The organism is Paenibacillus sp. J22R160, assembly GCF_059692135.1.
In genome coordinates, this window is record NZ_JCAUAU010000026.1 from 1 (window position 1) to 24,117 (window position 24,117).

Sequence of the window (24,117 nt, forward strand, 5' to 3'; positions counted from 1 at the left end):
AATGATGCTACGGCGATACCGAACAAGTTCTCGAAGTTCTCGTTGATTTCGGTTTGGAATGAAGCTTGCTTTAAGTAGTCCATGACGGAGAAGTTTGGCGATCCATTCCGAATCTTTGACATCTGTTTTACGTCCAGGCAATGCCTTCATATGCTGCGCATTCACCACTAAAAATTCAATTCCTTCAGCTTCAAGCAGGTTGACAATGGGCTTCCAAAATACTCCTGTGCTTTCCATAGCAACGTGAGTACATTCATGTTGTTTAATCCAATCAATGAGTTGTAATAGATGCACCGTTTTAGTCGAAAACGTTTGAATCTCCTTTCTCTTAGAAGTTAGAATGCATGCAGTAATGTTATCCTTATGAATGTCCATACCACATGCCCGTTCAATGACAACTTCCATCTTTAAAATGCGCCCTCTCTGCGGCTAAATTAGGTAAGAGGCTGGTGCAACAATCAGAGTAGGATTAATCTCCCATGAGTGCTTCCCGTAAGGGAGCGACAATCTGTGATGCACCGTGATCGTTGGAGTCAGACTAACGGTTGGGCTCTAAAGCACCATAGCGGATCGACCTTCCTCTCCCAGCCATGGTAGCAGTATTGACAGATTTTTCGTCCCATTTTCATCATCTGTGATGCGGCGCTTGCGCTGCATGTGTGGCTAACGAGAAACTATAGTTGAATGACGAAGCTGCCGACACGATCGGCAGCTTTATTACGTTAACGGGCAGATAAGATAACGTAACAATGACCATGAATATATAAAGGAAAAATTGGTGGGGGGGATGTCAATGTATGAAATCAGATGTATGACAATAGAGGAATACGAAGGTTCATCAAGGCTATGGGGTGAAAATGGGGTATCATTGGAATTTGATAATAAAAACAGAATCGATTCTTATCTTAGAAGGAACCCTGGATTAAGCAGTGTTGCAATTATAAATAATGCGGTTGTTGGTACGGTTTTATGCGGGCATGATGGAAGACGTGGATCGTTGTATCACGTTATGGTTTCAGAGGCTCATAGAGGTAAAGGTTTAGCAAAAAAAATGATCGATCGAAGTATTAACTGTTTAAAGGAAGAAGGAATTTACAATGGATTTTTATTTGTAAACACCGAGGATAATAACGCTCTTTCATTTTGGAATCACAATGGGTGGCATCCTTTTACAAAAGTAACTTATCATTACATGAATTTTTAGAAATGTTTGACTTATTGTGCTAACGAGGAACGTTAGTTCAACAAGAAGCAGTTTGCCGCGGCAGACTACTTTTATTTAGACACAAAAGAAATATCTTCTATGAGCATAAAATATATATGTAAGATAATGATGAGGGGGTGGTAGCATTAGCAGTTTTCTGAAGTTACAAAACAAAAATATTTATTATGAGATTTATGGAGAAAACAATCTTCCAACATTCTTGTATCTACATGGAGGTCCTGGGGTCGGTTCTTATGATTTTAATCACACCCAAGCTCACCGACTGTCCCAATTTATTCGATTAATCTCTATTGATCAAAGAGGTTGCCTACGCTCCGATGCTCTTGAAGAAGATGAGGATTTTAGTTTTCAGAATCTTATAGATGATTTCGAGGCGATCCGTAATTACTTTGATATCGATAAATGGGGATTAATCGGCCATTCTTTTGGAGGGTATCTGGCTATTGAGTATGCATTTAAATATCCAGAAGTTATCGAACATATGATATTAGAGTGTCCAACATTCGATATAACCGAATCATTACGATCTGTTGTATTGCAGGCTGAAAAGCTTTATAGGCAAGATGGTCAACAAGAAATTGCTGATCGTTGTAAAAATGCATATTACTATTCACAATTAGAGTTAGATGATGTATTTTTTAATGTCATTTCAGATAAACGTGACCAGGTATACGTTCGGTCTTTACATCCAAAATTTTTTAACGACATTGTAGAACATTCAGGAATCACACAAAATGATTGGCAAAAACAAATGGTCTTTCAACAGAAGTTGAATTTCCCTAATTCACTGCAATCTAATCTCGATAAGCTTAAAGATATCATCTGTCCTGTACTACTGATTAAGGGTAAATATGATCCAATATGTAGTGAGTATCAAACAAAGGAATTTATTAAGTATGTACCTAATGGAATTGTGGAAGTGTTTAAAAACTCAGCTCACATGCCACGTCATGAGGAGCCTGAATTATATGCTGAAACGATTAAGGGGTTCGTCAAAAGAAATGGTTCATTACGCTAACGCAGAACTATAGCGTAATAAACAACTAGGACGCGGCTGCTGGCATAGATTGGCAGCCGCGTTGTGCTAACGGGCAGGAAAATTCCATTATGGTTAAAATGAGACAACTTCATTTCATAATCCCAAAGGAGTCTTAAGCTCACCAAGTTGACTAATGTAGAAGTCGACAACCATTATACATCAGATATTATTTGCAATATTTTCATAGTCATCCGATACTATTCTAAGAGGTAATAATCAGTATATCTATCAGGGGAGGATTCTTTTGACTAACGATAAATGCAATGACCTAGAAGTAGTACATGTATTTGCACAATTGATCAATATAGGAAAAACATACTCATTTTTGACTTACGGATATATTATGAAACACTTGAACCCTTATAATTTAGATCCTGAAGAAGTGGATGTTTTCTTTGAGCACGTCAGTGACTTCGGCATTGATGTAATGAATGACTCGAATAATGAAGAGATAATGGGAGCTTTATTAGAACCGTCTGTTTTTTCCAATTTAGGCGAGGATAATAGTAATGATTTTTATGATTACCTTATTGACCTCCTTAATGAAAGCATAGAAGAACCTGTGTGTATAGAAGATTCTGATCAGGGGAAAGGCTCTAATTCATTGCACATATCAATAACGGATAGAGATATATATCAAGAGTTAATAAAATTAAAAGGAGACTATGACTGGACAACTACTATGCGTTTTTTATTACATATTAAAAATAAATATATAAGTCTCGGAAATAGGTGCCCGAATTGTGATTGTGCCGAATGCTCCGAAGCACGTAAGCGATTCGGATTTTGCTCAGATTGCTCCTGTCCTCATTGCTTACACTGTGTTGTGTGCGGGGAAGCTGATTATCATGATTGTGGATGCTATTCCGCTACTCCACCCCATAATTTCTAATGGACGTACAGATAACAACCATCTCTTTGGTTATCTGTGCTTTCGATACCTTTAGCGAAAATTTTCAATCTCCGTAAAATTATAAATAAAAGGCTGTGCTATGCGATCTTTGCAAATTTGAACCAGATGGATGATAAAGGAACGGTTCTAAATGCTAAATATGCAGAAAGGAGAGCTGCACAGTATATTCGAAGTTATGTTGACAGCAGTTATCGTGTTGAGCCAGAGTTTAAAGATTGGAAAACTTCATTATATTAGTGGGGGAATTATTGCACTAACGAGGAACTATAGTTGAATGGCGAAGTTGCTGGCACAATAAATAGTTTCATTATGTTAACGTGCAGATACTTCGATGCTGCCTCGAATAAACAAACAAGTAAAGTGAATACGACTATATAGGAGAGGAACAAGCCTTTGGGAGTAAACTCAAAAGGAAGACGGAAGTTAGAGTTCAGCGGTAAGAAGTATTACTGGAATGTCAAAGAAGATGACGAAGATTATGGAAAAATTAATCTTAGTATTGTTTCAGAAGATAAGAAATTAATTGTTTCATATCATGTAGCGCAATCAAACCATGATAAGACACCACATATTGTAATACAGGGTAATGAGTTTGTGGGCTTAGAAAATCATTATCGTCAAGGTTGGGTTAGAGTACAAACTCCAATTTGGGATGATCGTATTATCACACCTGGGCTTGTTAGGACAATTATTGAATGGTGTCTGCTTCCAAAAGACCAACTGATTTTTGTTGATTGGGAAGGTAATCTTATTTAACTGGTCCGAGGTAACACAAATGGAGGCTGTAGGCATGATCGGCAGCCTCCATTACGGGCAGGATAGTTCAACAAGACGTGGAATTACATTAGGGCGTAACGTAAAGTATTTATTGTAATATAAACTGCTTTCTTAAATAGGGGGATTCGTGCAGAATGTACGAAATAGTGTTTTTTGACATTGATGGCACGTTGTACAGTGAAGTGGATAGAGCAATTCCTAAAAGTACAAAAGTGGCGATCAAGAGACTTCATGAAGAAGGCATTAAGGTCGTAGTTGCAACAGGTAGACCGCATAATTTATGTAAAGAACTAGTTTCACTAGGTATTGATACATTAATCTCATCTAATGGAGCTCTTGTGAAAAATCAAAGCGAAGTTATTTATAAGTCCGTAATTTCTCAAAAGACTGTTCATGAACTGTCGCGTTTTGCCGAGTTACATGGACACGGTATTTCCTACTTTACGGATTCAATTTCAATGAACGGCATCGGAGTAGAAGAGAAACGTGTTAGAAATGCTCTAACAGAGACCCTTGGTATTGTCGATTATCCTAGCAAATTAAACTCACTTTCAGAGGAGATTTACTGTATATGTTTGTACGCTGATGAGAGTGAAGCTGAGAAATTTATAGATAACTTTCCGCAACTTCAGTTTGTACGTTTCCACGGTTATGTAATGAACGTCCTCGAAACTCATATTATATCTAAATCGCAAGCAATTAAGAGAGTGCTGGATTATTACAAAATTGACGTTTGTAATTCAATTGCATTTGGAGATGGTGGAAACGATTTGGATATGTTAGAGTTTGTTGGTTTGGGGATTGCCATGGGAAACGGTGATGAAAAGCTTAAGCAAAAAGCAGATTTCGTTACCAAAAAAGCAAGCGAAGATGGTATACACTATGCTCTGACCCAGTTCGGAATAATATAAATCAGCCATCCATCGTTCAACTAAAGCAGAACGATAGCGCAATAACCAGGGAGCAATTTCCAACGTGGCAGCTGCTCTCTGGTAGTTTATCGACAATATAGAAACATCTAATTTATTGTGCTTATCCAGTTGAATGGAGGATCTGTCATGGGCATTAGGAATTATCTGATTGAAGGCGTTTCCGGCGCCGGCAAAACTACGGTCTGCAACGAATTGCAGCGGCGCGGCTACCATGCCATTCATGGTGACCGTGAATTGGCTTATCAAGGCGACCCGGAAACTGGTACCCCGACGGATGGCTTTAAACCCGAACACCACATTTGGCATGTAGATAAAGTAAAAGCTTTGGTCGCCAATCAAGATGAGGCGGTAACATTTTTATGCGGTGGATCGCGGAATTTTCCCAAATTCATTGATCTCTTCGACAGCGTGTTTGTCCTTGAGGTCGACCTGCAAACCTGTCTCCGGCGGATTGATGAGCGAGTGGCACTGGACCCAACTGACTGGGGTGACAGACCAGAGGAACTGGAAATCATTCGGCGCTTGCATCAAACGAAAGAAGGCGTTCCCAAAAACGGGATTATAATCGACGCCACCGTACCGATCGCGCACGTCGTTGACGAAATCCTCCATCAAATCGAAGCAAATGAGCGCCAATGACAGTAACTTACGGGCGCTCAAGGACAGCATAATACATCAATGCACCAGGATACGAATAGAACCATCCACTGCGGTAACGTCGAACGAGAGTTCATTAAATTGCTCGACAGCAAGGGGGCTTTACATGAGTATTAAGCTTGTGCCGTTCTGTGTTCCAAGTGGTTGGAAAGTAAGATTTAATGAATTTACTGAGACAGATTCTGACTCTTTTGTCGATGATGATCATGAGCATTTGTGGGAGTTTAAAGAGGACATCCTACAGCTTGAGTATGAAGAGAAACGAACGCTGGATTTAGGTTGGTATCCCGAATACAATCCCGAAGGTAAATATAAGCTTCGGCTAATAGACTCAACGAACAAAGAACAGCCTGACTGGGAAAATCCTATTTATTTCTTTGAGTCGAGAAAAACTAAAGAGATTATCGAAAAAATTGAATTTTTATTGAATGAGGTAAGTAAATCTAGACTGTAATACGCTCGGTTTATTGAGCTAACGGAAACGATAGTTGAATGACGAACAGGTAGCCGGCATCTTGGACTGCCTGTTCAACTACCTGGCTGGTTAGTTAGAAGGGAGGAATGGTCTATCATATGAAAGTTGCCCCCATGAAAAACGGGGACTTGTACGTAATAAGGAGTAAACGTACCTTACGGCAAAATAGATTTTCCTCTAAAATTAATTTTGTAAGCGCTTCAAAAAATGAAATTTATTTGAGAATTAAAAGTAAAGACTGGACGAAATTGAGCAGCACATCAATCCTGACAGGAGCGTGATTGGGAGAAAGTGATTTCATTTGGCGGTCCTAAATTTTGCGATATTTGTACTTGCGAAGGTGCAGTCGTGGTTCTAAGCCCTATGAGCCGATCCAGTCCGATCGGTTTGGTCAATTATAGGGGGAAGGGGAAAAAAACCGATAATCCTGATATCGTAATTTTGTTCTCTCAGAATCATTCGGGTGTAAAGCGAGCATCCAGCGCTATTTCGGCGTTCTCTCTCAAAGTTTCTATTAATTTATTGACAAAAAATCACTAGAGTAGATCATTGTAATTATTACTGACAAATCATTTGAGTTATCGGGAGTGAACTCTATGTTTTATCGAAAAAGTTATCGTATTCTATCAACTCTACTGATTTCAGCAATGCTAGGGTCATCAACTATATTTCACGGCGGTAGTGTGCTTGCAGCAGAGAATCAATCTACTGTAGAACAGATTGTCGCGAAAGGCGCACAATTATTACAAGAAGAACAGAAGCAAACTTCCTATTTGGGAGACAATGCACGCCATGCGGCAGTGCAGACCCCAGCACGCATTGCTGGAAAGTACTCGCCTGACGAGCCCGTCCGTCTTATCGTCGAATTGGAAGAGAATAGTCTGAAGTTTGGACTTCAAGCACAGAATGATCTTATTCATCAATTGACCGTAAGCGATAAGTCAATAACAAAGCGGAATTATTATTCACAGAATACACTAGGCTTTAGCGGATTTAGTCTGGAAGCACCCTATAAATCTGTGTGGCAGATCGAGAAAATGCCCGGCGTGAAGTCAGTACATATTGCAAAAAAGTATCAGCCGATGCTCCATTCCAGCAAACAACTCGTGCAAGCCGAACAAGCATGGAACAATCTAGGTTATTTTGGAGACGGTATGGTAATCGCGGTAATAGATTCAGGGGTGGATTATACGCACCAGGATTTCAAGCTCTCTCCGGAGGCGGAGCAACAGGCTAAATGGAAGGAAGCCGATATCGCGGAAAAGCTTGTCGAGACTGCGGTTGACGAGAAGTCCTTCTCTTCCAAAATACCCGCCGGCTACGACTGGGCTGATCGCGATCAAGATATCAAACCTTTGAACCAAGCACATGGTACTCATGTCGCAGGAATCATCGGAGCAGACGGCGACGAGGAGGCGGGAGGAGTCAAAGGGATGGCGCCTCATGCACAAATCATTGCAGAGAAGGTATTCTCCGATTACGCTTACGATGCTTATGAGGATGATATTATTGCTGGCATCCAGCATGCCGTCGAATGGAAGGCTGACGTAATCAATCTAAGCCTGGGATCGGATGCCGGATTTGTAGGCGATGAAACCGATCCGATTCAGAAGGCAGTTCATGCAGCAGCCGATAAAGGTGTACTTGTAGTCGTTGCAGCAGGAAACGCCTTTTACAGTTCTAAGAATCAAATAATCCCTTCTTCCATGCTTCCTTACGCAGACAATCCTGATATCGGCATCGTTGGAACTCCGGCTGTCAGTCCTTATGCTCTTTCGGTAGCCTCGTACGAGAATACGAAATTGCAATTGCCGACATTGAAACTCGGAGACGGAAAATCCTTTGCTTACCAAGTTCAGCGAAGCTCTGCTCCGCTATCATCTCTTTTTGCCGAGACCGGTAAGAAGGAACTTCTGTTCGCAGGAGAGGGCTCTGAACAGGATATTGCTAATCTGGATGTCGGTGGCAAGATCATTGTGGCAAGGCCATCCACTACGAAAACCGAGTATTCTATTCAGTTGAATGCAGAGCGCGCAGGAGCGGTCGGAGTAATCTTAGTCCCTACTCCAGACATTCCGGATTATGCGCAAGTCGAATTTTCACCATACAGCATCCCTGCAGTGACGATCAGCCAGATGGATGGGAATCAACTCGTAACCGCATTAACAACAGGAGGTAACGAGTTGGAAGCAGAAACAGGGACAGACACGTTTGCTGCCAATCCTGAGTCGGGAACTATGTCGGTCTTCACCTCATGGGGAACCCCCGCATCCCTTGAATTCAAGCCTGAAATCACGGCTCCAGGAGGTCATATTCACTCGACTGTCTTGAATAACCAGTACGAAACGATGAGCGGTACATCCATGGCTACCCCTCACGTTGCAGGGGGAGCAGCCCTACTTTTGCAAAAGTGGAGACAGAAATCTAATACAGATCAAATAGACATTTGGAATATCAAGACATCTCTTATGAATACCTCCAAGGTTTTAGAACAGCCGAACTCCAGTGTTCCTTATTCTCCTCGCCTTCAGGGTGCAGGACTGATGCAGGTGGCTAATGCTATTTCAACACCAGTGCTGCTGAAGAATGCTCTCTCAACCTCTGAGACAGATAAAGGCTCGATTTCACTTGGGGAGTTCAGCGGTAAGACCTTATCTCTACCTTTAGAATTAGCTCGTCTGGACGACACCGCCGACTTGTCCGGGATAAATTACGAGGTGTATGTTGACGTTTTGACAGACGAGAAGGAGAAAAGGGATTTAGATCGCGATTGGGATGAGATTCCTGATATCACAAGAGACGTTCTTACAATGAATACCATTAAAGTCGAAGGAGCGTTAGTAAAGGTCAACGGTGAGGAGGCTAGCAAGGCGAATCCTGTTATCATCAAAGCGGATGACGCCCTATTATCTCCTATTCAGGTATCTATCGTTCTTCCAGATCAGTTGCAGTCGCAGACGTTTATTGAAGGATTTATTCACCTCATCCCTAAAGGTCAGGAGAATGTTCCTCTTCCTCAACTTACTATGCCTTATCTAGGCTTCTATGGCGATTGGGGCATTCCGAGCCACATTGACCTTCCGGCTTGGGATAAAGATGCTTTCCTTGGATACACCGCTTTGTGGAACCAATCACAGGAAGTGCCGTTAGGATATAAAGGCCACATTGGGGAGTTCGATTTGAATCGTATTGCCATTTCGCCACGCTCCATAGATCAGGAAGCCTACGCAACATTCACTGCGCTTCGAAATCTTAACGAAATGAAGATATCTATAGAAAATGCAGCAGGGGAGCAGATCCGGTACCTGGGAAATTTCAGTGAATATGATCCGGAGGGAGAGCCTTGGCGTTTTAGTAAAAATATCCTTCAATACGGTGATCTTTATTTCAATGGGTATCCATGGGATATCAAAAATAATGAGGGACAGACAGTAAAGGACGGGCAATACTATTATGTTCTTGAATCAACTCTGGAGTATAAGGAATCACAGCCGCAGAAGGTTAAGCTTCCCGTCAAAGTGGATTCTGTTGCTCCGGTTGTTCCCGACATTGATGTTAAACCTCTAGATGGAGGTAACTATGAAATTTCATGGACAGCAACCGATTCGGAAGGAGGCAGCGGCTATCGGGGAGCGATGCTTTATGTAAACGGCTCTTATCTCTCGGTCCCACAAGGACAGACATCCACTATCGTATCCGAAGAGCCAAAGGGAATAGTAGTTATGGCTATCGACTGGGCGATGAATATTGGTTATGCCGTGGATGGTGACCCCACATTTATTAATCCAGAGACGCTGATCTCATGGTGGTTCGTATCTGGAGAGAATGTCAAAGCAAACAATCCTCTTGAGATCCATGCATTTGGAATGAAGACCGTAAATTGGACTTTCACCTTTAGAGACGACATCGGTCAGGTTGTCAGTCAGCTTCAAATTCCGGAGCAGCCTGAGGTGCATGAAGATTGGATACCGGAACCAGGACTACCTGCAGGAGCATACACAGTAACGGCTACTGCTACAGATGAGACAGGTTATTCTGTCACTACATCGCCTGAATCTTTCACCATAGGTGCAGGAGACGGAAGCAGCCCTGCTCAATTAACGAACCTGACTCTATCGCAAGGGATTTTGTCACCTCTTTTCTCTCCTGAAACGACGAGTTACAACGCCATCGTTCCATATGATATTGAACACATGTCAGTAACCGCATCTGTGTACCACAATGTGTATGACAATGCTATGATACGCATCAATGGATTACCTGCACAGAGCGGTGTTCCGAGTAATGAGATTGCTCTTGGCGTCGGGAATAACACCATTAGAGTTGAAGTGCTACTGCCCGAAGGCAGTCCATCGAATATTTATTCCGTGACAGTGAATAGAAGTGCCGCACCGGATGCTAGCGATGGAGGCGATTCTCCTGTCGGTCCTCCTATAAAGCAGCCAGAACGTACAGTTCTGCCCGTCGTTAACGGTGCCATCACTGCTGACCTGGATAGAGTCAAGCGGACTACAGGCTCAGATGGTTGCTTTATATATGAAATTATTTCGGCTAATGAGGAGAGGTATGATCTGCTCGATCTCGGTATTTCTGAGACAGTGATCAGGGCTGGTAGAGATTTGGTAATCAATACCGTATGGGGAGAATTTACCCTGCCAGCGGATCTTATGAAATCCTCTGCGATAGTGAACTCTGTTTCATTTCGCTTAAAGCTAGAAGTACTGCCTGTGGACAAAACGCCTGACGGTATGAAACCTTTGACTTCACTCTTTCATTTGGAATTCATGGTGGATGGTAAGCCCGCTGAATTCAAAGATGTTTTTGGCATAAAATTGCCTTACTCAGCTGCAGAGGCTGATGTCGAACATATTGCTGTTTATGGCTTCCATCCCTCTACAGCGGAATGGAGCTTCTTGGGAGGCAAAGCAGCAGAAGTGAATAACGATGGAGACAAAACCTATTTTTACGAAGGACAGGCCCCTTCTTTCTTTACAGTAATGGTCTTCAAGCCATTCTTTACAGACATTGTAGGTCATTGGGCGAAAAAGGACATCGAATGGCTTGCACAGCGATTGATTGTTAACGGCGTTGCGAGTAATTCCTACTTTCCGAATCAAAGCGTTACACGTGGACAAGTTGCGGTGATCATGGCAAGAGCCCTCCAGCTTCCTAAGCCTGCAAACAACAGTGTATTTCGCGATGTAGGCGATGAGGATTGGTATGCTTCTAGTGTTCAAGCACTATACGAGGCGGGTATAGTTACGCAGTCTGCCGACGGTCTCTACAATCCGGCTAAGTATCTTAGTCGTATGGAAATGGCAGTTATGCTTGCTCGCGTAATGACTATCCTGTCAGGGGAAGATGTTGCAGATCCAGCGTTAGATGAGACTTCCAGTTCCCGCTATACGGATCAAGAACAAATTCCTGATTGGGCAAAACAAGCAGTTGCCGTAGTTAGTAAGAAAAAATGGGTGTATGGTGATCTCACCGGGGCGTTCCGTCCGAAGGATACAGCAACTCGGGCCGAATTCGCAACCATTTTGCGGCGCGTCCTTGATCCTAAACAATAAGTGTTTGGGAATAATTCAACAATTACTTGTTTAGTAAAATACGGCGACTTTTCGGATTTTCTCCGAGGGTGGTCGTATTTTTAATTTCCACCGCGCTTTTCGGTTTGTGTGCCAGAAGAAGTGGACGAAGAAGAAGAAAAAAAGAAAGAAAGAAAAAAAGCTGCCGATTTAAATTCTGTTTACATTTGGAAAAATGAAATAGAGGAAAAGATGGAAAAATGAAAGAAGATGTTCGTGGAGCTGTTCTGCATCAAGCAAAGCGTACGGGTAACAGTAGCACGCTGAGCATACAATGTTTTTTCTTCAACTTAACTGTTCCGTACTTATATGTCTTAATGGATGGATTAAATAAATTGATGGTGAATATTCAAATCAATCACTAGTTTTAAAAGAGATAACAAAAGGTAAAGACTTGGGAAAATTATCTAACACCAAAGTAAACAGACATATGTATAAAATACAATGTAATACTAAATGCTAAGTTCTGTTGACGAACCTATGAATCTACTGTATTTTCTTATAGTGTTACACACCATATATGGACATCCGTTTTGAGATACGGAATAGTCTATTTTTTTTGTGAATATATAGGAGGAGAAAATGGCTTCATTCTTTCATATTTACTGTCCAGAGGGAGTTGAGAGCAAGTATCGCCTGATTGTATTTGATGATGCAAAAGAGGCTTTCATTCCCTTGACAGAGTTTTATCATGATCAGATTAAAAGGATCAATGAGAGCTCCGTAATTTCATATCTACACACCCTAGAACCTTTCTTTTATTGGCTTAAGCATAAAAGTAACTACAAGAGCCGAACAGTCTGGTGGGACAACGAACCTGAAGCTGTTAAGGAAGCCGTGCGGCAGTACTTGTTAAACCAAATGCATTGTAAAATCCGAGGTAGAGACGCTCATGAAGGCGTCTACTTAACAAGTAAAAGTTCCAAAACTGTTCAGCTCTTTTTATCAGCCATTAAAGGTTTTTACAAAGCTATGATTCGCTTAAAGAGATATCGACATGCCAATCCACTTATAGATTTGGAGGTCAAGGACACTCTAATTGATCTACCTGGAGATAGAGAAGGAAGACCTAGAATGCCTAAGGCAGCTGGGACAGAGGAACCTCTCTCTTTTAGAAAGATAACGGATTCTTACTTTAAGATCATCAATGAAGAATGGGTACCAGAGATCATCGGAGATTGGGATCTACCATATCGCATATATCAAGTTGGCGATGCCTATAGATGGCGTTTACGTGATGAAGTGATTTCTCGTTTCTTGTTTGAAACAGGAGCAAGGATTTCTGAAATATTGGAATTAACTGTAGGTGACTATCGAAAACGATCTGATATTCATGAATTAGCTGCCACCAATAAAGGCAGCTTTAAACGGCGCATCAAATTTATTCGTATTTCTCCAGAAACATTGAAATTATTAATCAAATATGTGAACTCAGAGCGACGTCAATTTGCTCAGACACAAGTGAAGTTCAACGAGCTACCTGATACTGAACCACTATTTTTATCGATGAGAGGTACCCCTTACGCATACTCAGCGTTCTATTCGAACTGGACTACGATTACAAAGCACGCTGGAGTTAAACTAAACCCTCATAAAGCAAGACACTGGTTTGTTACTTCTATGCTTCGTGGTATCTATGAACAATCGAAGACAGCCGCACAAATCGAAGATAAAAAGAAGCAGCTTATTGAGTATATGAAATGGCGAGACCCAGACACTTTAAACGTGTATGAGCATTACTATGACGAGGAGAAGTTCAGAGACTTACATGAAAAGCTTCAGGAGAGTTACATGATGCGAGAAAAGGAATACTTCAAATCACCCAAGACGCGCTCACAGGCTGCTAAGCCAGCACTGCAGACAGCAATTGATCTACTGAGCTCCGAGGGCAAAGAAGACTGGTTAAATGATTTTTATGAAGGGATGGAACAGTAGTGTTGACAACCAAGAATCTACTAGAAGAAATACAAGACAAACCCTGGGGATCACTACTTTATGGTCAAATACCAGAGGACCTGTTGTTACTTACGGATCCGAACGGTGATTACTACTGGGAAAAAGTTAATGAGAAGAGCATTAAGTATTTTGTCCGTCAATGCGCCGGACATCCATGGGCAAATCACTTTGCTTTAGCGCTGATGTGCCTATCGGACCGTAATTTGACTCCACAATCAATATTTAATATTACATGTGTATTGAATGCCCGATTTAAGGATCTATTCAGCCATTTTAAGTTGTCAGTCATGGAAGAACTCTTGCCATCGCATGTGGAACAGTATGTAACCGGACAAATTCTTCCGGATCATTCCGATCGACAACGACAATCTATTTTGACCGGCTACAACACTTTTATGTTTAACCTGAAAAAGTGGATGGGTACGAAGTTCAGCGATGATAAACAGGCTGCACTTTCCTCGTATATGCTTCCGAGTCTCCCATACGACAATCGAGATTTTAATGCTCGCACAAAGGCCATTACAAATGCAAAAACCAAGAGGAAAGAGGATTCATCGGCAGTAACGCCCTTATTGCCTGAAATAAGAGCAGAGGCGCATCTGAGGTGGAATCAGGTTAGCAGGCTACGAGAAGCTTTCAGAAAGCAACTTGCAGAGGCTCAAGAACAGGGTATAACGCTCCCATTAGAATTTTATTATGATGAATCTGAATATGTAGGAGAGAGATGGTATTTCATCCTTAGAGATCTAAAAACTTTGAGTAAGATGCAAGACGAGAAAAAGATAAATTCAAATTTTAATAGTGAAGATTGCATTCTCGAGTTCGTCAGAGCAGAAAAGTTAGAGGACGGATGAGAAGGAGAAGGCCCATGGTTCCTAGAGCTTCTACGGCTTAGAATAATTGGTCAAATCTCTGACGAGAATCGTGAAAAAGCCGTTAATTATCTTAATCAATGGGGATATGAGATAGAGGTTGGAGGAAAGAATGCACCTTTCTCGCCTAGAAATCCTGGGTTATTAATTCAGGGATTTGAAACCACTCGTGCCGTAAGCAGAACAAAAAAAACCTTGATTAACATTGAGCCCATTTATGTGGCATGTATGTTTGCCCGATTCGCTCTAGATATCATTACATCATCTGGTGCCAGAATAAATGAATTGTTACAGATCAGTTATGATAAAGACTGTTGTGTGGTGACAGTTGATAAAAGTGTTAGTCCTCCGAGGAAAAACTATATCTTCCGTCTGATCCCGAAAGGAAGGGAAGAACCTGAGAACTATTATATGCCGGAAGAAATCTTCAAATTTATGAGCGAAATTTTGAAAATGCTTAGAGAGTCATATAAATCCGAAACAATACCTGAGGTGCAGTACGATGTAGAAACAAGAAGACATTTGATGTCAGAGAAAAAATACATCTTTCAGTACCAATCCAGACATATCAACGTGTTCTCAATTAATGCGATCATTCGCTTTCTTTTACACGGAATGGTAATTCAATCTTCCGAGGGTGGCCAAGTGGTATTAAAGGCTCATCTTTTACGGCATGCATTTGCGACACATGCAGTTCAAACAGAGAAAATCCCGGTCGACATTGTGAAGAACCTGTTGCATCAAAAAGATATTGAGGTCACTTCTTACTACTCAGCTCCGACTCCACAACAAGTCTCGGAATCCATAAACTCACTTCATGAAAACTGGATCTCATATGTCGATATTCAAAAAGGCATTCTAAGAGGGCCTGATGAGCTTAAAGATTTGTATGAAGATTATCGTGAGAAAGTAGGCACTTTATCTAAAGTTGTAGGAGGAATATGCACAGTCGACTCTATTTGCCCAACAAAAATGGCTTGTATTGGTTGCGGTGCAAAGGTACCTAGACCAGAATTTAAAGACGAAATAGAATCTTTTTTATAGTTGGGCTGATGAAAGTGAAAAGCGGTTTGAGAAACTGAGTCTGCCTATAGAAGCAAAAAAGATGAAGATTGTAAAAAATCGAGCTAAAATCGAGTTGAAGGAAATTCAATTGATAGAAAAATCACAAAAGGATGAGTTATATGTTCCAAAAATCCGTATCTCCTCAAACAAATGAACGAGAATGGCTTCAGTCATTGTACGATGAAAAGAAGAAGCGTTCATTTGAACTTGGCGTGAAGGCGATTGACTTACTAGTCAAAGAAGGTTCTTCTGTTTCGTATCGCACTGTCTCAGATAAATCGAAAAAAATCGACGCTGAAGGAATCGGCATCCATCCAAACACTATTCGTAAGAATAAAGAGTTGCACGCATACTTTTCAAAACACATATCAGCAAAGCTTTATAAGCCGCGTAAGAGCTATCGGGTTCCCATTGCAAGTGATCTGGATTCGTTTAAGCAAATAAAGCAGGATAGGGACATAAATCGCGTCAAACAACGGTATATGCAACTAACAAAGAACGAATTAGTTGACCAATTGATTCAAATGGAACAATACATTGCTAATCAAAATCAGCGCTGGTTGAAAAATCAATTCGAAAGCTTCAAGAGCGAATAGCACTGGGATGCGCATAATAATTACAGCTAATGTTCAAAGAAAATAAAGCAACCTGGGGATGGTTTTAAGCTAACTGGTAGTTAGTTTAGTTCGATGTTCCTCCTATTATTGGTAGTTTAATGCAAATAAACCGGCACTCAATAGTGCCGGTTTTGACAACCCTAAAAATGCCATGGATAAATACTACTATACAAAAAAAATCAACATAAGTCTATTGTTTTTTTGGAATATATTGTATTGTAGTTATGCGACCGCGGCGCAAAATATAAATGATATGGATCGTTTAAGCCACAAAAGTGGTGTGTTATGATTATTAGATTTAATTTTGCGCTGAAGGGGTTATTCAAATGGACGGTTACTATTGGGACAGCAAATTTGATTATTTAAGCAAGACTAGATGGTTGTATTACAATGATGATTATTTAAATTTCCTACTAACTAACGTTTGGAAAATCACATCCCCTGTCCGAATCATCGATTTTGGGTGTGGTTACGGATATTTAGGAACCAAACTAATGCCGTTGCTCCCTGAAGGATCCACTTATACAGGTGTTGACGCTGGTGGCAAGTTAATTGAACACGCAAAGGAGATATTTCAACAAGCTCCTTTCAAAACTGAATTTATCCTCGGTGATATTCAAGAAATGGATTTTAATCAGCAGTATGACATCGTAGTTTGCCACGCCTTCTTACTGCATGTTGAAAATCCGAGGGAGATTCTTCAAAAGATGACAGATTGTTTGGTGGATCGAGGCAGGATTATTTGCTTTGAAACACACTGGATCTCAAATATGGCAAGCTATTATCTAGACGGGATCAATCCATCAGATATGGTACAATTAGGATTTCTTCAAGAGTTATTTGAAAGAGATACGCAACGAAATGGGAAAGATGGTAATGTAGGTATAAAAGTGCCTATTTATTTAAGTCAACTTGGAGTCAGGCAAATCGAGTGCCGAGTCAGCGACAGGGTAAATTTTTTAGATCCCAATTGTGCCGCTGAAAAGAACAATGAACTATATAACTCTCTTAAGGAAGATGGCTTCGGTGCGGATCCCGGGGAAGAAAAGTTGTTCATTACAAATTTGTTGAATCGAGGGGCTACTTTTGATGAAGCGCAGAAAGAATTAATGCTGGAATCTTTCTTGTCAAAAGTTTTCAGTAAGGATGTATTCCTCACTTATGCCCCAAATATGAAGATTACTACCGGGATTATTGAACGATAGTATTAACCACTGTTTGCGAATATTTTTATTAACGGGGGTAGCGGATGGAAACTAAAATCCGGGAAATCGCAGCAGATGATTATAATGAAGTTGTTGTCTTATGGAATGATGTACTTGGAGTGCGCACGGTCACAGATGAGAACTTTCAAGTATCTATGGAACAGATGACCAAAGCCGGCAATTACAAAACGTTTGTAGCACTACTTGAGAATCATATTGTTGGTTTCATATCAATCGTTCATGGATTAGCAGTAGGGTCTGCGAATGGTTATCTCCATATAACCGGCCTTGCTGTTAAAAAAGATTTTCAGCGTCACAGGGTAGGCACTGAACTGTTACGATACACTGAAAATTATGCAAAAAACAGAGGTATACCCAGTATTATTCTATGTACCGGAATGAAGCGAACAGGTGCTCATGCTTTCTATGAGCATAATGGCTATGACAAAGATTCATTCTGCTTTGATAAGACTATTAAACTTAACTAGTAAATATCCATCGCCATTTTTATGTTAAGCTATTGGAGAACTATAGCGTGGCGATGGAACCGATCCATCGCCAGTTTTCTTTTCTGGGCGATCAGCTCAACTATAGTTCAGTATAGCTCTCAGTAAGTAATAAACCGCCAAACTGCGGGTTTTAAATATTGTAAACCCTTTCCTTACAAAAGCGTTATCTAATGTATTGTATCTTGTTGATTCATATTATGGTGGGAGAGTGAACAAGGTGAATTACGAATGTTTAGCCCGAAAAGTGCTCGAGAGCTACTCGTTTATAGATCCAGTATTTGAGTTCTTGAGGCACAACGAAAATATAACATATAAAGTAACCGACCGTGGCAATAGCTGCTCCTTCTTACTGCGGATCCATACGTCCGTTACAGAAGGGTTTTACGGCATTCAACATACGCTGGATGGGTTGGAATCCGAGACGGTACTGCTGCAGGAGTTGGGGCTCAATGGAGTGTTGAGGGTACAAATGCCTGTTGCGAATAGATTCGGGAAGTATGTAACGGTATGTCGCCTGGAGGATATGGACGCGGATATTTATGCAACGCTGCTCGAGTGGATTGATAGGGATACTTTTACTCATAATGAAGAGAATTTGGATGAAATCGTGTACGCAATTGGAGTCACGCTTGCACGATTTCATCTCTTCACTCGAGCTAGTGCGGCCTTAAAGAAATTAAATAGACCAGTATACGGAGTGGAAAAAATCGATAATACGCTTGAGAAACTTAGGCATGGTGTTGAAGTAGACATTTATAGTATGGAACATTACGGGATCAATGATCGAAGTGCTGACACAGGTGAAGGGAATAATGAGGGAACTGGACTCTCACGATGGAGCTTGGGGGTTGATCCATACAGATATTCAGCGGGGTAATATCATCATCACTGAAAACTGTGAGCCTTGTTTTATCGATTTTTGCCTATGCGGCTATGGTCATTACTTATTCGATATCGGCAGCGCATCTACGATTATGGAAAGCAAACAGAAGAATTAGGCATACCAAGGGCTCAAACATAATTACAGACATATGTATAAAATACGGGTTTTGTGATTATGTAATCGGTGATCTGGTCACATAGCACAAAAAAGCCGCGATTTTACGCAGCCTTTAATGTGTGTTCGTTCTTGTCGTTATTACTGATTGAATCTAACTGTTGCATCACTTCTACAAAGTGCAGTAACAAGTGAACCAGCCGTACATTTGAATGTAACAGATACAGTTAAATCAAATGTACCCGTTCCAGCGACCTCAACTGTGTTATTACCTACTTTACGTGAACTTCCTACAATTCTAAGATTGCCTGGATTCCTTGTATCCGTAGGAGTTAATCTCCACACGTAAATTATATCAATATCTCTCCCTGTACATAACCCTGAGCAAATTAAATTAGCATCAGCAAAGTATACGCCTTGGGATCTCCTTTTAATTCCTGGTGCTCTTAGATGAGAATCAGAGCAACATGAGTTTGGTTGACCTCTCAAACTTCGTCTAAATACCATGAATCCACTTACACCGTTTGGTGTCTGACTGCTAACGGTAACAAAACCGTTTCTGCGTAGACATCTCACCGCATCGACTAATGTTCTCCCAATAACGAGGTTGCTTCTGCACGGGGCAGCACTTCCCACAATACTAACTTTTCGAATTCTCCGTAATGACGCAGGACGCAAAGGGTTCTTTTCCCAAAAAATAAAAACAAAATCGGATGACCTTGGGACGTTTCTCCCCTTCAACTTCATCTTTCTCCCGCTGCATTTACCACAACCACATGAACACGACATGGACCACAAACCCCATTTCCATTGGAATGCTATTAGCATATGTGACAGGCAGTTTGTTTTCCATGGTCTTATGTACTTAACGTGCGATTCTCCGCAGAATTGTGCTTATGTACAGTTTCGCTCCATTTTTAACCCTTGATTCATAAGGCTTACGACAGCTTGATTTCATATGACGTACAATTAGATTATACGCATTTAAATAACAAAAACCCAGTCAAACACTGAAATAAAGTGTTTAGGCTGGGTTTGGTTTATTACGCTATCGTTCGTTCTTTAGTTTAATGGCCGATATCTATCGCGCTTTAGTTTGCAATAATATAGCTTTCTTCAACTAACTCCCCTGCATTACTTACGCTGTAACAGCAAGCGCCAGCTGTCGGAACGACTTAAAAATCTAGTGTTTTTGGCGGTATTAACTGCGCTAATAAGGAGGAAAATCGTCACTTCCGACCCGGTTGTATTGTTAACCAGAACTTTGTTAGGGCTTAGATCGCCAGCCCCACCACTTGCGATATAAACTCCTGGAGAAGGCTCAGCCTTGATTTTGATAGCAAAGGCTTCGTTATTGAGTAGAAAGTTCAGGTCTTTTAAAATGAGCTTTTGACGCTTTTTTACCCGAATCACGATTTGCTGAAGCAGGCGTGTCTTTCGCGCTCTTACTGCAATTTGAGCATTGCCACCTACGATTCCGTTCAGTTGAATCAACGTCCTCACCTCCAAGATACTTGTACTTTAACATATTCAATATGTTCTCTTAGGGGAGGGTTTTTGTAGATACTCTAAAAAAAGGGCTACAATCCATTAGAAAGAATGACTCAATTGTACATTCATGCAGAGGCAAGAGTTCAACTGAACCGGAAGTTGCTGAGATCAATCGAGACGAAAAGCATATCCTTTACTGCCTCAAGATTAGGTCCGCGTAGATATGCGCGGCGTTTTGTTGGGAAACGAAGCCCTTCGATCTCAATAAAGTCGTAGACATATTGCGCCGCTGGAAAGTTGCCTGAGATCTCGACATGGTAATCGTGCCTGCGTAGCAGAAAATCATCGCCAAAGTAGAAATCTTGCTCCATGTTGTGACTCGCTATGTGGTCGGGGAACTTAACACGTAAACCGGGCCATTGTTCATTGCCCTCTTGCCAAGGCGGAATTTCGTTGACCTCGAATCCTGGCATGGTCATGAAAAAAGGCGTTGTCAAGTATGTCCACATTGCGTATCCATTGAAATATGCTCGATCTAACGGTTCCCACGGTGTGTTCATCGCGTGGTTAGCGTAAGTGACTCTAGGATTATGTCGCTCGCGGATGATTTCCCCAGAAAGGGTCTCAATCGCTATGCGATCAGGCGTGAAAGCAGTTCGCCAATCCGGTTGCCCAAAGGGAGAAAGAGAGGCGATTTCCGAATGGAGCGCGACTGTCATCTCCCGAGGATTGGAGTCTTGTATAAGTCCTTTCAATGCCCATAGTCCGCCGCTTGTGACGATTGTGGCAGTCAATGAACTGAATTTATTCCAACGGTCAATTCCTCCGTGAGCGTCTATCACATTTGTCAAAAGATTATTCAAGTGGGTACCTCCTCATGGGCGTTTATGTGTTTCAAGCATGAGTTATTTTACAATCATTACAGCACAATGAGCGTGTTGGATTACTTTATGGCTAACGCTTCCCACGAACAGTTCTGAAATAAGGCCAAGTCCCCTGCTGCCCATTACGATAAGATCATATTCTCCTTCTTTCGCTTTCTTACATATCATCTCTGCAGGATCCCCAATATGGTAATCGATATCAAATTGTATGGATGATCCTGAAAGGACTTGTACGGAATCTTCTAAAATTCTCTTAGCTTCTTCTTTTTGCAATTGTTCAAGATCCACCCCGTACGCAACTGAATTGTTCAGAGGAATGATATGAAGTAGTGTAATTCGGGCGTTTAACCCGGCATTTTCTGCCTGCCACTGCGCCGATTTCAAAGCATGTTTGGATTGTTCGGAACCGTCAACCGGAACTAAAAAACGTTTATACATGTTAACAATCTCTCTCCTATCCATCAATCCATGAAAGGATCTAACGATTATCGCAGTAAACAAATTTAATAGAATCATTGAAAAATTTAGTCGCCGATTGCCAAATCGCAAAAGGGTCGCTATACAAATATTTCCCTTCTAAAGAATATTTATTCGTAGAAGTGTATCACTCAAAGCAAAATAACCTTTTCGAAAAAATATTTGTTTTCACATTTTCTTTTCAGAAATATTTAAAGTTTTTGTGAAAAATTGAACGGGTTTAACGATGTATACGGGATTACACTCTAGTGTAATCCTATTTTAAGTATGAGGAGATGATGAATTGACTTCAAAAAAAATGATGATTTGCCTGTGTTGGGCTGCGTTCCTACTGTGGTTCACAGATTACACCGCCCAAGCAGAGGATGCACCGGATGTCAGTGTTGCGGGCTCAGGCTGGGTCAAGACGTTTGAGGACGAATTTAATACACTAGACACGACAAACGTATGGGATATCGTAACGGACAACCCCGATGGACTGCTATCCGCACGTACACCTAATAATGTAAGCGCAGTCAATGGGAAGCTGGTGTTAGAAACTAGGAAAGACTACCCTGCTGGCACCAACAAAACGTGGAGCTCCGGTTATGTAAAGACCAAAGCAAATTATTTGACTCAAAAGTACGGTTACTTTGAAGCCCGCATCAAGATTGCTGGAACTACCGGACAAAACAATGCCTTCTGGATGACCAATCCCATTTTGAGCGGAAATCAAATTGAAATTGACATTACAGAAGGAAAATATCCGAATAAGAGCAATATGGCGCTGCATAATTGGTCAGCAAACCCTAAGTGGGCGGAAGGGCTTCAACGGACAGAGAACGATCTTGACCTTAGCACAAGCTTCCATACGTACGGACTACTTTGGACTGAGGATAAGCTTACCTGGTATTTGGACGGTGATCGGGTGTATGAATTACAACATCAAGTCGCCAATGTCTCGACAGATCTGAAATTTAGCACCGCAGTTGTCGATTGGCCAAGCGCTGGAGCTGTTACCGATATGCTGAATGGGGAAACGATGGAGATTGATTACGTTCGTGTGTATAAGTATGCCGGTACTGCGGCGGAAGTTGTCGTTGACAATGGAAGCACTGGATACATAGAATCCGGATTGTGGTCAAACAGCACTTTGCCGGGCTATATCGGCAGCAGCACACGCTACTCCACCAATACTTCCGCCCCCGCTTATGCGCAGTGGCAACCTACTCTGACGGAAGGCATGTACCGTGTAGCCATCTATAAGGTTGTAAACCCTACCGATCCGTTTTCCGGTGACAAAGCCGCTCAAATCACTATCCATTCGAACGACGGTAGCAAGATCGTTTCTGTCGATTATACAAGTGGTACATCCGGTTGGTATGATCTTGGAGTATATGCCTTCCGCTCAGGCACACATGGTTTTGTGCGTAATACGATTCAAAACGGCATTGCAAGAGCGGACGCTGTCCGGTTTATTAAATTGAATTCCACAATTATTGTCGATAACGATTCCAGCGGCTTCAGCACTACGGGCAGTTGGACTGCAACGAACGCTTATTCTCCGACTTGGTCGTCTAAGGGCTTTTATGGAATTGACTACCTGACGGATAATTCGTCAATTGCAGATAGTGGCAAATCGGCCACCTGGACACCTTCAATCACGAGGGCAGGTCTATATAAAATCTATTTGCGATGGACCGCAGGCTCCAATCGACCTAATGCAGCACCATTGGAAATTAAACATAAGTTTGGAATCGACCTATCCAAAACGGTTAACCAGCAAGTAAATAACGATTCATGGGTGGAGATCGGGACCTATACGTTCGACCCTGCCGATACGAATAGTGTGACTATAAAGGCCTCGCAGGCTGGCTTTACCATAGCTGATGCGGCTAAGTTCGTTTATTTAGGAGTGGAGTGAACTTAGAATACCTATAACAATAGTACATAAGCGGCAGCTCGCGAGCACCTCAGAGCTGCCGCGTTTTGACATTCAGCAAGCGCTGCGGATCATTTTTGCTAACACCCAGAGGCTTATGAGTTTCGTAATATTTCCACAGAAATAATATTTTCATCGTTTTTCTGACTAATTCATTATTATTTAGATATAAACCGTCAATCTCGGTATTTTGAAGTATTATCCTTAACATCCTTAAATAAATCTAAAGCCGAAATCAATTCGGGAACAATTGTTCCGAAAGCTGCTCATTCTCATGTCAGCCCTCGCTTTAGCTGGTTACAGCGTACTTGCATGGAAGCTTACTTTGCGCATGAAGGTGTTTGCCATGACCTATGTGATGATCGTGTTTGGCTTCTTTATCTTCAACCTGAATGCGGTTGGCCAGCACGTAGCAGAAGGAACACTAAAAGGCGGTTTAACATCGATAATCATAGAAATTTTGCGAGCTTCCCCATAAGCATCACCATTAGCTTGCTTGAATCAGTAATAGCGTTCC

24 protein-coding genes are annotated in these 24,117 nt (G+C 41.5%); 20 read left to right on the forward strand and 4 right to left on the reverse strand.

All coding sequences use genetic code 11. The features are described from left to right. On the reverse strand, nucleotides 1–405 hold a 405-nt coding region (locus AC58UW_RS29660), incomplete at its 3' end, for an IS110 family transposase (RefSeq protein WP_497424165.1). Between the two features lie 388 nt (nucleotides 406–793). Between AC58UW_RS29660 and AC58UW_RS29665 the strand changes: the two genes are divergently transcribed. The 17 genes from AC58UW_RS29665 (at nucleotide 794) to AC58UW_RS29745 (ending at nucleotide 18,828) form a co-directional block, all read left to right on the forward strand. Next, the gene (locus tag AC58UW_RS29665; protein WP_497424166.1) at nucleotides 794–1,204 is read left to right on the forward strand and encodes a GNAT family N-acetyltransferase; all 411 of its coding nucleotides are present in this window, start codon (nucleotides 794–796) and stop codon (nucleotides 1,202–1,204) included. A 220-nt stretch (nucleotides 1,205–1,424) separates the two neighbouring features. After that, the gene (locus tag AC58UW_RS29670) at nucleotides 1,425–2,243 is read left to right on the forward strand and encodes an alpha/beta fold hydrolase (protein ID WP_497424167.1); all 819 of its coding nucleotides are present in this window, start codon (nucleotides 1,425–1,427) and stop codon (nucleotides 2,241–2,243) included. A 265-nt stretch (nucleotides 2,244–2,508) separates the two neighbouring features. Beyond that, the gene (locus AC58UW_RS29675) at nucleotides 2,509–3,156 is read left to right on the forward strand and encodes an RNA polymerase sigma factor region1.1 domain-containing protein (protein WP_497424168.1); all 648 of its coding nucleotides are present in this window, start codon (nucleotides 2,509–2,511) and stop codon (nucleotides 3,154–3,156) included. Between the two features lie 36 nt (nucleotides 3,157–3,192). After that, nucleotides 3,193–3,414: a DUF7677 family protein gene (locus tag AC58UW_RS29680; protein WP_497424169.1), complete on the forward strand. Its 222-nt coding sequence runs from the start codon at nucleotides 3,193–3,195 to the stop codon at nucleotides 3,412–3,414. 156 nt (nucleotides 3,415–3,570) lie between these two features. Continuing rightward, nucleotides 3,571–3,933: a hypothetical protein gene (locus tag AC58UW_RS29685; protein WP_497424170.1), complete on the forward strand. Its 363-nt coding sequence runs from the start codon at nucleotides 3,571–3,573 to the stop codon at nucleotides 3,931–3,933. A 155-nt stretch (nucleotides 3,934–4,088) separates the two neighbouring features. Then, a complete protein-coding gene (locus AC58UW_RS29690; protein ID WP_497424171.1) occupies nucleotides 4,089–4,865 on the forward strand; it encodes a Cof-type HAD-IIB family hydrolase in 777 nt (258 codons plus the stop codon). A gap of 147 nt (nucleotides 4,866–5,012) precedes the next feature. Next, nucleotides 5,013–5,525, forward strand: a complete 513-nt coding sequence (locus AC58UW_RS29695) for an AAA family ATPase (RefSeq protein ID WP_497424172.1) — start codon at nucleotides 5,013–5,015, stop codon at nucleotides 5,523–5,525. A gap of 124 nt (nucleotides 5,526–5,649) precedes the next feature. Then, on the forward strand, nucleotides 5,650–5,997 hold the full coding sequence (locus AC58UW_RS29700) for a hypothetical protein (RefSeq protein WP_497424173.1): 348 nt from the start codon (nucleotides 5,650–5,652) through the stop codon (nucleotides 5,995–5,997). 617 nt (nucleotides 5,998–6,614) lie between these two features. Then, nucleotides 6,615–11,588, forward strand: a complete 4,974-nt coding sequence (locus tag AC58UW_RS29705) for a S8 family serine peptidase (RefSeq protein ID WP_497424174.1) — start codon at nucleotides 6,615–6,617, stop codon at nucleotides 11,586–11,588. Between the two features lie 600 nt (nucleotides 11,589–12,188). Next, on the forward strand, nucleotides 12,189–13,541 hold the full coding sequence (locus tag AC58UW_RS29710) for a tyrosine-type recombinase/integrase (RefSeq protein WP_497424175.1): 1,353 nt from the start codon (nucleotides 12,189–12,191) through the stop codon (nucleotides 13,539–13,541). Continuing rightward, the gene (locus AC58UW_RS29715) at nucleotides 13,541–14,416 is read left to right on the forward strand and encodes a hypothetical protein (RefSeq protein WP_497424176.1); all 876 of its coding nucleotides are present in this window, start codon (nucleotides 13,541–13,543) and stop codon (nucleotides 14,414–14,416) included. Before AC58UW_RS29710 ends, AC58UW_RS29715 begins: the two co-directional genes overlap by 1 nt. Before the next feature lie 213 nt (nucleotides 14,417–14,629). Continuing rightward, nucleotides 14,630–15,478 (forward strand): site-specific integrase, encoded by an 849-nt coding sequence (locus AC58UW_RS29720; protein ID WP_497424177.1) that lies wholly within the window; start codon nucleotides 14,630–14,632, stop codon nucleotides 15,476–15,478. Nucleotides 15,479–15,618: 140 nt separating this feature from the next. After that, a complete protein-coding gene (locus AC58UW_RS29725) occupies nucleotides 15,619–16,095 on the forward strand; it encodes a hypothetical protein (protein ID WP_497424178.1) in 477 nt (158 codons plus the stop codon). Between the two features lie 347 nt (nucleotides 16,096–16,442). Then, nucleotides 16,443–17,321, forward strand: a complete 879-nt coding sequence (locus tag AC58UW_RS29730) for a class I SAM-dependent methyltransferase (RefSeq protein WP_497424179.1) — start codon at nucleotides 16,443–16,445, stop codon at nucleotides 17,319–17,321. 44 nt (nucleotides 17,322–17,365) lie between these two features. Further along, nucleotides 17,366–17,809, forward strand: a complete 444-nt coding sequence (locus AC58UW_RS29735) for a GNAT family N-acetyltransferase (RefSeq protein ID WP_497424180.1) — start codon at nucleotides 17,366–17,368, stop codon at nucleotides 17,807–17,809. Nucleotides 17,810–18,047: 238 nt separating this feature from the next. Next, nucleotides 18,048–18,707, forward strand: coding sequence for an aminoglycoside phosphotransferase/kinase family protein (locus AC58UW_RS29740; protein ID WP_497424181.1), 660 nt, complete (start codon nucleotides 18,048–18,050; stop codon nucleotides 18,705–18,707). Then, complete coding sequence (locus tag AC58UW_RS29745) at nucleotides 18,643–18,828, forward strand: phosphotransferase (RefSeq protein WP_497424182.1); 186 nt, start codon at nucleotides 18,643–18,645, stop codon at nucleotides 18,826–18,828. Before AC58UW_RS29740 ends, AC58UW_RS29745 begins: the two co-directional genes overlap by 65 nt. A 1,133-nt stretch (nucleotides 18,829–19,961) precedes the next feature. Here the strand turns inward: AC58UW_RS29745 and AC58UW_RS29750 are convergent. The 3 genes from AC58UW_RS29750 to AC58UW_RS29760 all read right to left on the reverse strand — a co-directional run bounded on the left by AC58UW_RS29750 (nucleotide 19,962) and on the right by AC58UW_RS29760 (nucleotide 21,640). Next, the gene (locus AC58UW_RS29750) at nucleotides 19,962–20,321 is read right to left on the reverse strand and encodes a hypothetical protein (protein WP_497424183.1); all 360 of its coding nucleotides are present in this window, start codon (nucleotides 20,319–20,321) and stop codon (nucleotides 19,962–19,964) included. A 140-nt stretch (nucleotides 20,322–20,461) separates the two neighbouring features. After that, entirely contained in the window at nucleotides 20,462–21,181 is a 720-nt protein-coding gene (locus AC58UW_RS29755; protein WP_497424184.1) for a hypothetical protein, read from the reverse strand. Between the two features lie 42 nt (nucleotides 21,182–21,223). Further along, on the reverse strand, nucleotides 21,224–21,640 hold the full coding sequence (locus tag AC58UW_RS29760; RefSeq protein ID WP_497424185.1) for a universal stress protein: 417 nt from the start codon (nucleotides 21,638–21,640) through the stop codon (nucleotides 21,224–21,226). Between the two features lie 77 nt (nucleotides 21,641–21,717). Between AC58UW_RS29760 and AC58UW_RS29765 the strand changes: the two genes are divergently transcribed. The 3 genes from AC58UW_RS29765 to AC58UW_RS29775 all read left to right on the forward strand — a co-directional run bounded on the left by AC58UW_RS29765 (nucleotide 21,718) and on the right by AC58UW_RS29775 (nucleotide 24,078). Beyond that, nucleotides 21,718–21,885, forward strand: a complete 168-nt coding sequence (locus AC58UW_RS29765) for a TetR/AcrR family transcriptional regulator (protein ID WP_497424186.1) — start codon at nucleotides 21,718–21,720, stop codon at nucleotides 21,883–21,885. 77 nt (nucleotides 21,886–21,962) lie between these two features. Next, complete coding sequence (locus AC58UW_RS29770; RefSeq protein WP_497424187.1) at nucleotides 21,963–23,582, forward strand: golvesin C-terminal-like domain-containing protein; 1,620 nt, start codon at nucleotides 21,963–21,965, stop codon at nucleotides 23,580–23,582. A 292-nt stretch (nucleotides 23,583–23,874) separates the two neighbouring features. After that, entirely contained in the window at nucleotides 23,875–24,078 is a 204-nt protein-coding gene (locus AC58UW_RS29775; RefSeq protein ID WP_497424188.1) for a hypothetical protein, read from the forward strand. The last annotated feature ends 39 nt before the right edge of the window (nucleotides 24,079–24,117 follow it).